Source organism: Pseudomonas fluorescens (genome assembly GCF_902497745.1).
GTDB lineage: Bacteria > Pseudomonadota > Gammaproteobacteria > Pseudomonadales > Pseudomonadaceae > Aquipseudomonas > Aquipseudomonas fluorescens_BM.
The window spans coordinates 21,480-34,593 of sequence record NZ_CABVHJ010000021.1 but is presented as its reverse complement, the minus strand read 5'-3'; the positions used below and the strand labels follow the sequence as shown (position 1 = coordinate 34,593).

At 58.6% G+C, this 13,114-nt stretch carries 15 protein-coding genes; 7 read left to right on the top strand and 8 right to left on the bottom strand.

Annotated features, from left to right (window positions below; genetic code table 11):
* Positions 1 to 85: 85 nt before the first annotated feature.
* Together F8N44_RS25595 and F8N44_RS25590 are read right to left on the bottom strand one after the other, a co-directional pair.
* Entirely contained in the window at positions 86 to 835 is a 750-nt protein-coding gene (locus tag F8N44_RS25595) for a TerC family protein (RefSeq protein WP_007917342.1), read from the bottom strand.
* 29 nt (positions 836 to 864) lie between these two features.
* Entirely contained in the window at positions 865 to 1,107 is a 243-nt protein-coding gene (locus F8N44_RS25590; protein ID WP_095123384.1) for a hypothetical protein, read from the bottom strand.
* 133 nt (positions 1,108 to 1,240) lie between these two features.
* Here F8N44_RS25590 and nhaR point away from each other — a divergent pair, with 133 nt between their 5' ends.
* On the top strand, positions 1,241 to 2,140 hold the full coding sequence (gene nhaR, locus F8N44_RS25585) for a transcriptional activator NhaR (RefSeq protein WP_150652257.1): 900 nt from the start codon (positions 1,241 to 1,243) through the stop codon (positions 2,138 to 2,140).
* On the opposite strand, the gene F8N44_RS25580 is transcribed toward nhaR, so the two are convergent.
* A complete protein-coding gene (locus tag F8N44_RS25580) occupies positions 2,135 to 3,298 on the bottom strand; it encodes an MFS transporter (protein ID WP_016986873.1) in 1,164 nt (387 codons plus the stop codon). The genes nhaR and F8N44_RS25580 overlap by 6 nt on opposite strands.
* Positions 3,299 to 3,634: 336 nt before the next feature.
* Between F8N44_RS25580 and sstT the strand changes: the two genes are divergently transcribed.
* Positions 3,635 to 4,867: a serine/threonine transporter SstT gene (sstT, locus tag F8N44_RS25575; protein WP_150652256.1), complete on the top strand. Its 1,233-nt coding sequence runs from the start codon at positions 3,635 to 3,637 to the stop codon at positions 4,865 to 4,867.
* A gap of 236 nt (positions 4,868 to 5,103) precedes the next feature.
* On the opposite strand, the gene F8N44_RS25570 is transcribed toward sstT, so the two are convergent.
* Positions 5,104 to 5,613 (bottom strand): DUF1993 family protein, encoded by a 510-nt coding sequence (locus F8N44_RS25570; protein ID WP_150652255.1) that lies wholly within the window; start codon positions 5,611 to 5,613, stop codon positions 5,104 to 5,106.
* A gap of 125 nt (positions 5,614 to 5,738) precedes the next feature.
* Between F8N44_RS25570 and F8N44_RS25565 the strand changes: the two genes are divergently transcribed.
* The gene (locus F8N44_RS25565) at positions 5,739 to 6,386 is read left to right on the top strand and encodes a YceH family protein (RefSeq protein ID WP_150652254.1); all 648 of its coding nucleotides are present in this window, start codon (positions 5,739 to 5,741) and stop codon (positions 6,384 to 6,386) included.
* A gap of 133 nt (positions 6,387 to 6,519) precedes the next feature.
* Here the strand turns inward: F8N44_RS25565 and F8N44_RS25560 are convergent, their stop codons facing one another.
* Together F8N44_RS25560 and F8N44_RS25555 are read right to left on the bottom strand one after the other, a co-directional pair.
* Positions 6,520 to 7,038, bottom strand: a complete 519-nt coding sequence (locus F8N44_RS25560; RefSeq protein WP_150652253.1) for a cupin domain-containing protein — start codon at positions 7,036 to 7,038, stop codon at positions 6,520 to 6,522.
* 189 nt (positions 7,039 to 7,227) lie between these two features.
* A complete protein-coding gene (locus tag F8N44_RS25555) occupies positions 7,228 to 8,046 on the bottom strand; it encodes a shikimate 5-dehydrogenase (protein WP_150652252.1) in 819 nt (272 codons plus the stop codon).
* A 256-nt stretch (positions 8,047 to 8,302) separates the two neighbouring features.
* Here F8N44_RS25555 and F8N44_RS25550 point away from each other — a divergent pair, with 256 nt between their 5' ends.
* From F8N44_RS25550 to F8N44_RS25540, 3 genes are all read left to right on the top strand, one after another.
* Positions 8,303 to 8,662, top strand: coding sequence for a hypothetical protein (locus F8N44_RS25550; RefSeq protein WP_007917357.1), 360 nt, complete (start codon positions 8,303 to 8,305; stop codon positions 8,660 to 8,662).
* 229 nt (positions 8,663 to 8,891) lie between these two features.
* Entirely contained in the window at positions 8,892 to 9,086 is a 195-nt protein-coding gene (locus F8N44_RS25545; RefSeq protein ID WP_016984641.1) for a hypothetical protein, read from the top strand.
* Between the two features lie 102 nt (positions 9,087 to 9,188).
* Positions 9,189 to 9,371, top strand: a complete 183-nt coding sequence (locus tag F8N44_RS25540) for a hypothetical protein (protein ID WP_007917359.1) — start codon at positions 9,189 to 9,191, stop codon at positions 9,369 to 9,371.
* On the opposite strand, the gene F8N44_RS25535 is transcribed toward F8N44_RS25540, so the two are convergent.
* Positions 9,368 to 10,429: an AI-2E family transporter gene (locus tag F8N44_RS25535; protein ID WP_064389213.1), complete on the bottom strand. Its 1,062-nt coding sequence runs from the start codon at positions 10,427 to 10,429 to the stop codon at positions 9,368 to 9,370. The genes F8N44_RS25540 and F8N44_RS25535 overlap by 4 nt on opposite strands.
* 201 nt (positions 10,430 to 10,630) lie before the next feature.
* On the opposite strand from F8N44_RS25535, the gene yegQ reads away from it, so the two are divergent.
* On the top strand, positions 10,631 to 11,962 hold the full coding sequence (yegQ, locus tag F8N44_RS25530; RefSeq protein WP_150652251.1) for a tRNA 5-hydroxyuridine modification protein YegQ: 1,332 nt from the start codon (positions 10,631 to 10,633) through the stop codon (positions 11,960 to 11,962).
* Between the two features lie 271 nt (positions 11,963 to 12,233).
* Here yegQ and F8N44_RS25525 read toward each other — a convergent pair whose 3' ends face one another.
* Positions 12,234 to 13,100, bottom strand: coding sequence for a LysR family transcriptional regulator (locus tag F8N44_RS25525; protein ID WP_150652250.1), 867 nt, complete (start codon positions 13,098 to 13,100; stop codon positions 12,234 to 12,236).
* Positions 13,101 to 13,114 lie beyond the last annotated feature (14 nt).

Here is a 13,114-nt window from a genome sequence, read left to right as displayed (position 1 = left end):
GGGTTCTATTCCACACGGCAAATCTTGAATCAAAAAAAACCGCCTGACCTCTAAGAGTTCAGGCGGTTTTTTGTACTTTCAGCAGTTACGCCTGCTCAGCCAGCTTCTTCTGCCTCGCCCTGCGAGACATCATGTTTAGCACTTCAATCGCTGCCGAGAACGCCATGGCCGCGTACACATAACCTTTCGGTACATGGGCGCCGAAGCCTTCAGCGATCAAGGTCATACCGATCATGATCAGGAAGCCCAGGGCCAGCATCACCACCGTCGGGTTGTCGTTGATGAACTTGGCCAGCGGCTCAGCAGCAAACAACATCACCAATACCGACACCACCACCGCGATGATCATGATCGGCAAGTGTTCAGTCATGCCGACGGCAGTAATGATGCTGTCGATCGAGAACACCATGTCGAGCATCAGGATCTGGCCGATAGCGGCAGCGAAACCCAGGGTAACCGTCGAGGTCGCCGACTTCGGATCCTCCGGTGCCGGGTCCATGCTGTGATGGATCTCGGTCGTGGCTTTCCAGACCAGGAACAGACCACCGGCAATCAGGATCATGTCCTTCCAGGAGAACGCCTGACCCAGGATTTCGATCACCGGCGCAGTCAGTTGCACGATGAAGGCGATGGTGCTCAACAGCGCCAGACGCAGGATCAACGCCATGCCGATACCGATGCGGCGCGCCTTCTGCTGGTATTGCTTAGGCAATTTGTTGGTCAGGATCGAGATAAAGATCAGGTTATCGATGCCGAGCACGATTTCCATCACCACCAATGTGGCCAAAGCAACCCAAGCGGTGGGGCTGGCGGCGAGCTGTAACAGATATTCCATGGGTCAGTCCTGACTCTGTGTAAGACGAATTAGATGGTCTTGGAGGAAGATTCGGATTTTTCCGTGTCTTTTTCCGGTACTTCTTTTTTCTCGATCAACCCGCCGGTGGCATCGCTGAGTGCCTGCTCGGCAGCTTTATGCGTGTCGTCAATCGCTTGCTTGGCGCTTTCGGCGGCTTTGCCCATCAGTTGCTGAGCGCTTTTTTCAGCCTGATCGCAACCGGCAAGAAGCAGTAAAGACGTAAACATCAATGCTGGAATTGTATATTTCATAAGGTTTCCTTCGAATGAACAGACAGGCTCACAGACCGGCCGTCGATGGCTGGGCATTCTAGGGAGACAAACACTTCAGGAAAATTCGTATTTTTAGCGGCTATACTTCGGTTTTCACGAACTGTAGACCGTCATGCTCAACTACCGACAACTGCATTACTTCTGGGTCGTGGCCAAGACCGGCAGCATCGTGCGCGCCTGCGAGCAACTGAACCTGACGCCACAGACCATCAGCGGGCAGATTTCTTTGCTCGAACAAACTTACGGCATCGAATTATTCAGACGGGTTGGCCGGCAACTCGAATTGACCGAGGCTGGCCGACAAGCCTTGCCCTACGCTGAGCAAATGTTTCAACTGGGCGGCGAACTGGAACTGATGCTACGCGCCCAACCCAACGAACAGCAGATTCTGTTCCGCGTCGGCGTGGCAGACGTGGTGCCGAAATCCATCGTCTATCGCCTGATCGCACCGACCATGGAATTGAACGAGCCGCTGCGCATTACCTGCCGCGAAGACAAACTCGAGCGCTTGCTCGCAGATCTGGCCATCCAGCGCCTGGACCTGGTGATCTCCGACAGCCCGATGCCGTCGCACCTCGATATCAAGGGCTACAGCCAGAAGCTTGGCGAATGCGGGATCAGTTTCTTCGCCACCCCGGTACTGGCAGCCAGATACGGTCAGGACTTCCCGCGCAGCCTGCATGGCGCGCCGCTGTTGATTCCCGGACCGGAAACCGTGGTGCGCAGCCGCTTGCAGCGCTGGTTTGCCGAGCAGCAGATCCAGCCGCAAATCGTCGGCGAATTTGATGACAGTGCCTTGATGCAGGCGTTCGGCCAATCCGGCAGCGGGATTTTTATCGGCCCGAGCGTGATTGCCGATGAAGTGAAGCGCCAGTACGGCGTCGAGCTGATTGGCCAGACCGACGCGGTGACCGAGTCGTTCTATGCCATTTCGGTGGAGCGCAAGGTCAAGCACCCCGGCATCGTTGCGATTACCGAAGGTGCCCGACGCGAGCTGTTTACCGCGTTATGAGGCCTCGGCGCACATTTCGCGCGGCTTGAGCGTCATCAACACCATGGCGAGGAACACCGACAGCAGAATGAAGCCGGCGGCGGCAAAGCCAAGGAAGCCCAGACCCGCGCTGTCGATGACCCGGCCACCGACGATGGCGCCCAGACCAATCCCCAGATTGGCCCCGGCGATGTTCAGCGAAGCAGCAAAGGCCGGCGCCTCCGGCGCGGCTTTCATCAGGCGCACATGGCTGACCAGGAACAATGCAGCCTGGGTGATGCCCCAGATCCCCATCGCCACCGCCAGCCCCAGCGGCGAATGAATGTTCGGCACCAGCGAGACCATGCCGGAAATCATGAACGCACAGAACAACACCGACGCCCCCAGCGGATGCCGGTCGACCGCGCGGCCGCCTAGCGAGTTGCCGATCAACCCGACCGCGCCGAAGGCCATCAGGCACCAACCGACCACAGTACCGTTGAATCCGGCGAGGCGCTCAAGAATGTCGGCCAGATAGGTGTAAGCGGTAAACATGCCGCTGAACACCAGGATCGACAGCACAATGTGGCCGATCATCAACGGGCTGCGCAGGATCTTGAACTGTGAGCGGAAGCTGACCTGATGCTGGTGCAGACTGGTTTTCGGCAGGTAAACAAATAGCAGCAAGGCTTTGGCAAATGCGATCACCGCGAGAATGCCGAAGGCACTGCGCCAGCCGAAGGCGTCGGAAATCAGCGTGCCGACCGGAATGCCGAACACCGTGGCGCAGACAATGCCGAAGCCGATCTTGGCGATCGCGCGACCGGCGAAATCCGGGCCGACGATGTCCACGGCAGTCTCACTGGCCAAGGCCCAGAACACCGGCAGACCGAGCGCCGGAATCAAGCGGGCAATCGCCATCACCCAGATGTTCGGCGCCAACGCCGCCACGGTATTGGCCAAACCGAACATGATCAGGATGCTGATAAACAGTTTGCGCCGCTCGAAGCGGGCGAAATATGCGGTCAGGAAAGGCCCGAACATCGCTACGGTGAAAGCGAACAGTGTCACCAGCAACCCGGCCTGCGGGATGGTGACTGCGAGGTCTCGGGCAATCGCCGGCAACAGGCCGACGATGACGAATTCCGTGGTCAGCACCGTGAACCCGGCGGCGGACAACAGAAGAATGGGCAACAGCATGCGCAACTCCAGCAAAACGACGACACCAGCGTTGACCCGGAGGCCCGCTGGCATGACTTGAAAATTAGGATGCGCAATCTTAACAGAGTGTGTCCGGGCTGACTTGCACAAACCTGTCGACTTTGTTGCCTGATCCGGTGGCAGATCGTCACAGGCCTGAAGGATAAGGCCTACGCTGTGATAAAGTCCGCGCCCTGAAAAACGTACAGCTTATTCAACGACCGGTTTATTGGCGTTGATCTCGCGTCAGCCCTTTCGGTGCGTGACGGTGGTCTGCCCCCGATGTCCACCGCCCTCACGCCACCTCGCACCCTATAAAAAATCAGAGATGCCGTTATGACTGCTTCATCCCCTTCTCTATTGCAACGCCTGAAGAACCTGAGCCTGGTCGCACAGATCCTGATCGGCCTGATTGCCGGTATCGCCCTGGCGTTGTTTGCCCCGCAAGTGGCGAAAGACACTGCGTTTATCGGCAAGGTGTTTGTTTCAGCGCTGAAAGCCGTGGCACCCATCCTGGTGTTCGTGTTGGTCATGGCCTCGATTGCCAACCACAAGCACGGCCAGGAAACCCACATCCGCCCGATTCTGTTCCTCTATCTGCTGGGCACCTTCGCCGCAGCGGTGGTGGCCGTCGTTGCGAGCATGGCATTCCCGTCGCATCTGGTGCTGTCCACTGAAAACGTCTCGGTAACGGCGCCGGGCGGCATTGGTGATGTCTTGCAAAGTTTGCTGCTGAGCGTGGTGGACAATCCGGTGAAGGCGCTGATCGAGGCCAACTTCATCGGCATTCTGGCCTGGGCGATCGGCATGGGCGTCGCGATTCGCCATGCCGGCGACACCACTCGCGAAGTGCTGGGGGATCTGTCCAACGGCGTGACCTTGATCGTGCGCGTGGTGATTCGCTTTGCACCGCTGGGCATTTTCGGTCTGGTGGCTTCGACACTGGCCACCTCCGGTTTCGGCGCACTGATCGGTTACGCGCACCTGCTGGCCGTGTTGCTCGGCTGCATGCTGTTCGTGGCGCTGGTGATGAACCCGCTGATCGTGTTCTGGAAGCTGCGTCGCAACCCGTACCCGCTGACCCTCAAGTGCCTGCGTGAAAGCGGTATCACTGCATTTTTCACCCGCAGCTCGGCGGCGAATATTCCGGTGAATCTGGAATTGAGCAAGCGTCTGGGCCTGCATGAAGACACTTACTCGGTGTCGATCCCGCTGGGCGCGACTATCAATATGGCCGGTGCGGCGATCACGATTACCGTGCTGACCCTGGCTGCGGTGCATACGCTGGGCATTGCCGTGGACATTCCGACGGCGATTCTGCTCAGCGTTGTCGCCGCCATTTGCGCCTGTGGCGCTTCGGGTGTGGCCGGTGGTTCATTGCTGTTGATTCCGTTGGCGTGCAGCCTGTTCGGCATTCCGAGCGAGATCGCCATGCAGGTGGTGGCGGTCGGTTTCATCATTGGCGTGTTGCAGGATTCGGCAGAGACGGCGCTGAACTCGTCGACTGACGTGTTGTTTACCGCAGCGGCGTGTCTGGGTGAAGAAGCGAAAGCCCAACGCACGGCTTGATATTCGCTGTAATGAAATGAAAAGCCCGCCATGGTGTGAACCTTGGCGGGCTTTTTTGTGGCTGAGATCTTTTCCCCCCTCACCCCAACCCTCTCCCCCCAAGGGGGGCGAGGGGGAAAGGGGGCAGACCGAGTGCTGTTCAAAACCTGAGTTCGACTTGATGTTTCAGGTCGGCGTATCTCGAACAGACAACTCGGTCAGTCCCCTCTCCCTTTGGGGGAGGGGCTTCTGGCGATTTAGAACGCGCCCATGTAATCCCGCTTGCCCACTTCAACACCGTTATGACGCAGCAGCGCATAGGTGGTGGTGACGTGGAAGAAGAACTGCGGCAAGCCGTAAGTCAGCAGGTACGACTGGCCACTGAAGCGCTTCTCTTTCGGCGTGCCCGGACGGGTGACGATTTCGATGCCTTCCTTGCCATCGATCTGCTCTGGCTTGATCTCGCCAATGTAGGCCAGCACCTTGGCGATCAAGGCTTGCAGCTCGGCGAAGGTGGTTTCGGTATCGTCGTACTTCGGCACTTCGACTTCAGCCAGGCGTGAGGAAACGCCCTTGGCGAAGTCGACAGCGATCTGCACCTGGCGGGTCAGCGGGAACATGTCCGGGTACAGACGTGCCTGCAGGAAGGCGTTCGGGTCGATGTTTTTCTCGGTGGCGTGGGCTTCAGCCTTTTTCAGTACATCGCTCAGGGCGTTGAGCATCTGTTGAAAAACCGGGACGGATGCGGCGTACAGGGAAATGGTCATGGCGATCTCGAGTAGTGGCTGGGTGGAACAAGGAGGCGATTATAGCCATGCTTGATGACCACACGGCTTGCCTTTTGTTTGGCAAGGATTAGGCTAGGCGCCTTCGACTGCAAAGGGAACGCGCGATGACCACTGAACCAGAATCCACCTTCGACGAACCACGGCTCAATGCCACGGAAATCCGCATCCTCGGCTCGTTGATCGAGAAACAGGCAACCAGTCCGGAAACCTATCCGCTGACCCTTAATGCGCTGGTCACGGCGTGCAACCAGAAAACCAGCCGCGAACCGGTGATGAACCTGACTCAGGGTCAGGTCGGGCAGAGTTTGCGCGCCCTGGAAGGTCGCGGTTTCGCCAAACTGGTGATGGGCAGTCGCGCTGACCGCTGGGAGCACAAGGTCGACAAGGCACTGGAACTGGTGCCGGCGCAGGTGATTCTCAGCGGTTTGATGTTTTTGCGTGGCCCGCAGACCGTCAATGAACTGCTGACCCGGAGCGGGCGCATGCATGATTTCGAAGATGCCGAGCAAGTGGTGCATCAGCTTGAGCGCTTGATTGCGCGGGGGCTGGCGGTGTTGATTCCGCGCCAGGCCGGGCAACGTGAAGATCGTTACACCCATGCGCTGGGTGATCCAGCGGATATCGAGGTCATCCTGGCGGCGCGGCAGAATCCATCGGATCGCGGTGCAAGCAGTGGCGTCTCGATCGAGCGCATCGAAGAGCTCGAAGCGCGAATCGCCGCGCTGGAAGAACGCCTGGCCCGCCTCGAATAATCACCACAAATACATTGTGGGAGCGAGCTTGCTCGCGAACGCGGTGTGTCATTCAACGATGATGTAACTGACACGGCCTATTCGCGAGCAGGCTCGCACACAGGGGTTATTCATCAGGTTTCAAAATCTGGGGTTATTCACCATCCCAGTAATCCACCCCATCCGCCTGCCGTGCCACCGCCACAAAACCCGAGGCATTGCCCTCGGCATCGACGTTGAAATTATCCATCACCGCATATTTGTTCGAATCCGGATATTCGCAAATTTCCGGCTGCTGCTGGGTACTCACCGCCAGATAACGCAGTTCGGCCTGGCTGGTATTGATGATCTGATGGGCCTTCTCCGGGCCACCCGGGGGGCAAGCGATCACATCGCCCTCACGAATCGGAAAACGCTCGGCGCCAAGACGCACCTCACCCTCCCCGGCCACCACATAAAACATCTCTTCGTTGACCCGATGACTGTGAAACGGGCTGCCGCGCATACCCGGCGGCAACGCGTACAGGCGATAACCGAGTTTCTGCGAACCCACTTGCTGGCCGACACGAGCCATGCGCTGCTGATAGCGACCGGCGGTTTCGCCTTCCGGGGCCAGGGCTTCGGGCAGGGGTTCGAGTTCGACCTGATGCAGATTGAGGATGGGTGGGTGCATGGGGGCCTCGGTCACGGTTTTTGTGGAATGGGCAAGTCTGTGCTTGCTGGGGAGGCAGTATAGGCAATCGAAGTTTGAAACCGAGTCGCGGCCTTCGCGAGCAAGCTCGCTCCCACAGGGGAACGCATTCCAATGTGGGAGCGAGCTTGCTCGCGAAGAGGCCCGCCAGATCAACACAAAACCAAAGAATCAGCTCCGGGCAAACGCCACCGCCGCCGCAAACTGAGCTTCATTCGGGCGCACGCCGGTGTACAAGACAAATTGCTCCAGCGCCTGAATCGCAATCACCTCAAGCCCGGTAATCACCTTTTTGCCTTCGGCCCGAGCGCGCACGATCAGCGGCGTCTCCGACGGAATCGCGACCACGTCAAATACCGTCTCAGCCGCAGCAATAACTTGAGGTTCGAACGCCAGTTGCCCCGCCTCCGGCCCGCCATCCATGCCCACCGGCGTCACATTGATCAGCATCTGTGGACGCTCCTCGCCCAGTTCCGCCTGCCAGCGATAACCCAGTGAATCCGCCAATGCACGCCCGGCGCGCTCGTTGCGGGCGACAATCAAACCGTTTTTGTAACCGCCATCACGCAAGGCACTGGCCACCGCTTTGGCCATCCCGCCGCTGCCTCGCAGGGCGAAGGTCGAATCCTTGGGCACCGCGTGGGTTTCCAGCAACTGCGCGACAGCAATGTAATCGGTGTTGTAAGCCTTGAGATGGCCGTCGGTGTTGACGATGGTGTTGATCGACTGGATCGCTGCCGCCGACGCATCCAGCTCATCGACCAGCGCAATGCACGCTTCCTTGAACGGCATCGACACGCCGCAGCCGCGAATGCCCAAGGCGCGAATGCCGCCGACTGCGCCGGTCAGGTCTTTACTGCTGAATGCCTTGTAGTAGAAATTCAGGCCCAGTTGTTCATACAAATGGTTATGAAACCGCAGACCGAAATTGCCTGGACGCCCCGACAGGGACATGCACAGTTGGGTGTCTTTGTTCGGGTTCATCTGCATGAAACTTCTCCTTCAAACGCACTTTCGGATAGACGGGATTAGCCAGCCCATCGGGTTCTGAACGATCATTGAGGCCTGTTTTAAAGGTGTCTTTTGGCCCTTGCCTGGCCCGGTAAAGAAGCCGGTACAGACCTTACACAAAATTTACCCAGCGGCTGTGCTGATTTTCAGAATTTCGCTGTCTTAGAAGTATCCCCGCGACAACTGTGGGCCTGGTGCAGGCCCTGCCGCCGGGTCGAAGAACCGAGGACTTATCATGATTCGTAAACTCCCCATTCTGGCCTTGCTGATTGGCGCACTCGCTGTCACAGGTCAGGCAGAAGCCGGTGGTGGCCACGGCTGGCAAGGCCCTGCGGTGTTTGGCGCGATCGTCGGCTCGGCCATCATCGGCTCGGCACTGATCAACCAGGATCGGCCGGTGTATGTGCAACAACAGCCGGTTTATGTTCAGCCGCAACCGGTCTACGTGCAGCAGCCGCCACCACCGGTCTACTACCAGCCGGCGCCGGTGTATGTGCAGCAACCGGTGTACATTCAACAGGCCCCCGTCTACTACGGCCCGCCTCGCGGTTATTACGGCCGGCCACATGGCTATTACGGCGGGCCACGCTGGTAATCGCCACCCAGAGCCCCGCTTTTATAGCGGGGCTTTTTTATGACCGTTGGTCGGCCAGCGTCTGAAAAAATCTCGCCAAGGTCGCTGTGAGGACAGTTTCACCGGCTAAAGTCGGCATGATTGAGTGACCGTTATGTACATTCCACAAAACGGTCATTTATTTGTCATGACGGAACCGCAATCTGAATCCGTCCGTAAACAACAGGTTGATAAGAACAAGGACGACTGTATGCCAACACAAAACCCGCACCGCATCGTCGGCCTGTGCACCTCCAGCAAGGTGTACAGCGCGCTGACCGAACTCAAGCACCTGGAAGGCCATCGCTGCGCCAAGTTCCTTTCGCTGCTGGCGGAAAACCTCGTGCACAAAGGTTTGCTCAATGAGCGCGAAGTCATGCACATGCTCGATCAAGTGGTCGATTGAGCCAGCCCTCAACGGCGTCAATGACCACTATCGAAAGCGTTGATTGTCCGTAGAAGCGGCGAATCTCTAAGGTAGCTCCATTGATAGATGGAGGTACTCGTCATGGCTCAGGTCCAAATCATGTCCGTTATCGGCAGCGCCGTTCCCGCCTCGCTCAGAGCATCGGGCTTGCTCGCCTGCTGGTATCTGATGCGCGACGGTGAAGCGATCAGCGGCCCGCTCACTTCCCTGCCCGCTGCGCAGGCACTGTCGCAGAAGATCGTCAGCGAGCCGTTCCACGCTTAAGGCAGTTGCACCTTGGGCTTGGTCTCGGCGAACAACGCCCAGCTCGACATGAACAACGCCGCGATCAGCGGCCCGATCACAAAACCGTTGAGGCCGAACACTGCCAGACCGCCAAGGGTCGAGATCAGAATCAAGTAATCGGGCATTTTGGTGTCCTTGCCCACCAGAATCGGTCGTAGCACATTGTCCACCAGACCGATCACGAAAACCCCGAACAAGCCCAGCACCACGCCTTGCCAGATCATTCCGCTGAGCAGGAAATACACCGCCACCGGCGCCCAGACAATCCCCGCGCCCACCGCTGGCAGCAACGACAAGAACCCCATCAAGACCGCCCACAGCAACGCGCTGGGGATGTCGAGAAACCAGAAAATCGCCCCGCCCAATGCGCCCTGAGTCACCGCGACCACCAGGTTGCCTTTCACCGTCGCCCGAACCACGCGGTTGAACTTCAACTGCAAGCGCCGCTTGTGGCCTTCCTCCAGTGGCACGGCCGTCCGCACCTTGCGCGCGAGTTCGGCGCCGTCACGCAGAAAGAAAAACAGCAGATACAGCATGATGAAAAAACTCACCACGAACTCGAACGTACCCTGACCAAAACTGAACGCTTGAGTGGCCAGGACCTGGCTACCCTGCATCGCCGATTTGACGATTTTCTCGCGCAGGCCATTGAGTTCCCCCATGCCGAAACGGTCGAGCAGGTGTTGAAAGTATGGCGGCAGGCTGTGCTTGAACTGCGCCAGATACGCGGCAATGTCCAGCTCACCGCTTTCGATATTCTTGTAAACCGTCGCCCCCTCCTGCACCAGCAACACGCTGACGATGATCACCGGCAAAATCGCGATGACCAGACAGATGCTCAACGTACACAGCGAGGTCAGGTTGCGTTGCCAGCCGAATTTCGCCTGCAACTTGCGTTGCATCGGCGCAAACAGAATGCCGAGGATGACCGCCCAGAACACCGCACCGTAGAACGGCAACAGGATCCAGATAAAGGCCACCGTGACCAGCACCAGCAGCACGGTCAGAGATTTGAATTGAAGGCTTTTTTCGTTCATGTCCGGTCCATGTCAGTCAGGCGTCATGCACGCCCCGCTCCTTAGTCAGCCGCGGCGCGCACGAGTGCCATCTTTATTCATGGAGCATAGTTGCGGATCGGCACGAGCCAGTTATAAAACCGGCAACTGGGCATAGATCCAGATCAATAAATCCCGTCCGGATCTGCATTACCCTGCCGCGCTTTTGCGACCGACACTGCCATGACCTCGATCCTCGCCGCCCCCGAACTGCTCGCCCCCGCCGGCACCCTGAAAAACATGCGTTACGCCTTCGCCTACGGCGCCGATGCGGTCTATGCCGGCCAGCCGCGTTACAGCCTGCGGGTGCGCAACAACGAATTCGATCACGCCAATCTGGCACTGGGCATTCGCGAAGCGCAGGCGCAGGGCAAGCGCTTCTACGTGGTGGTCAACATCGCCCCGCACAACGCCAAGCTGAAGACCTTTCTCAAGGATCTGGCGCCGGTGATCGAGATGGCGCCGGATGCACTGATCATGTCCGACCCGGGCCTGATCATGCTGGTGCGCCGGCATTTCCCGCAGATGCCGATTCACCTGTCGGTGCAGGCCAACACGGTGAATTGGGCGAGCGTCGAGTTCTGGCAGCAACAGGGCTTGAGCCGGATCATTCTGTCGCGGGAATTGTCGCTGGAGGAAATCGGCGAAATCCGCGAACAGGTGCCGGGCATGGAGCTGGAAGTATTCGTCCACGGCGCACTGTGCATGGCCTATTCCGGGCGCTGTCTACTATCGGGTTACATGAACAAACGCGACGCCAATCAGGGCAGCTGCACCAACGCCTGTCGCTGGAAATACTCAGCGCAGCAAGCCACGGAAAACCAGCTCGGCGAGATCGTCCAGACGTTCCAGCCTGAGCCGACCCTGGGTCTGGGCGCGCCCACCGATCAGGTGTTTCTACTGCAGGAAGCGAATCGTCCCGACGAGCTAATGCCGGCATTCGAGGACGAGCACGGTACTTACATCATGAACGCCAAGGACCTGCGCGCGGTGCAGCACGTCGAGCGCCTGACGCGCATGGGCGTGCACTCATTGAAGATCGAGGGCCGGACCAAATCGCACTTCTATTGCGCGCGCACTACCCAGGTTTATCGCCGGGCGATTGATGATGCCGTGGCCGGGCGCGCGTTTGATCGCAGCCTGATGACCGATCTTGAGTCACTCGCACAGCGTGGCTACACCGAAGGTTTTCTGCGTCGGCATGTGCATGACGAGTATCAGAATTATCAGAATGGAAGTTCGGTGTCGGAGCGTCAGCAGTTTGTGGGTGAGCTGACTGGTGAGCGGCGTGAGGGGCTGTGCGAGGTCAAGGTGAAGAACCGTTTTGCCGTGGGTGATCATCTGGAGTTGATGACGCCCGCGGGCAATTTTCATTTTGATCTGCATGAGTTGCAGAGTGTTAAGGGTGAGGCGATCGACTTGGCACCGGGGGATGGGCATACGGTGTATCTGCCGATTCCGGAGGTTGTGGATTTGCGGTTTGGGTTGTTGATGCGGGATATCGGTGTTGCCTGAAATGGCCCCCTCACCCTAGCCCTCTCCCAGAGGGAGAGGGAACCGATTGGGGGATATTGGAGAAGTTCACCGACCTGACCGTGCTGCGCCGAATCCATAATCAACTCTTCCGATCAAGCACACTGGACTTGGCTGAATCCATAATCGACTCGATTGTTCAGCTTGGCTGAATCCATAATCGACTCGATTGTTCAGGTCGGCGTATAACCTGAGACACCGCGGTCGGCCCCCTCTCCCTCTGGGAGAGGGCTGGGGTGAGGGTCAGCTTTTCCTACACACTAAACTCCTCCCGCAACATCGCCACAAACGCCTCCCGCGCCGGATGCACCCCGGCGTTTTCATGCCAGTAAAACAAGTTATCGACGGCGGTCAGCTCAGCAAACTCATACCCCACACACCCAGCCCCTTTCGCATACTGCTCAAACACGCCCTTGGGCACCAGCGCCACCCCCGCCCCGGCACTCACACAACCCACAATCGCGCCATAACTGGCCAGGCTTACAATCGGCAGCGACAACCCCTGACGCAACAACCAATGCTCCAGCGCCGCCCGATACGGACAACCCTGCGGCCACATGAACACGGTTTTGTCCTGCAGATCATCGATGCCACGCACCGGCCCGAACGACGTCGACGCGATCAGCAGCAGTTCTTCGCGATACATCGGCGTGCGTTTGAGCTGTGAACGCTCGACATCCACCGCGACGATCGCGCCGTCGAGGCGATGGCTGACGGTGTCGTCGAGCAACTGCGCCCAAGTGCCCGTGGTGAGTTCCAGCGCCACCTGCGGATAGCGTTTGTGAAACTTCGCCAGCAATCGCGGCAAGCGCCCGGTCGCCGAAGATTCGATCGCGCCAATGCGCAACGGCCCGGACGGTTCGGCCGAAGGGTCAACCGCGCGTTTCGCTTCAGCGGTCAGCGCCAGAATCTTTTCCGCATAGGCGAGAAACGTCTGCCCCGTCGGGCTGATGCGCAACCCGCGGCCCTCGCGCAGAAACAGCGCAACACCCAACTCTGCCTCCAGCGCCTTGATCCGCGCGGTGATGTTCGACGGTACGCAAAACAGCTTTTCCGCCGCCCGAGCGATGCTGCCTACCTCGGCCACGGTCTTGAACATACGGATTTGTGCCAGCTCCATACCCATCACTCTGA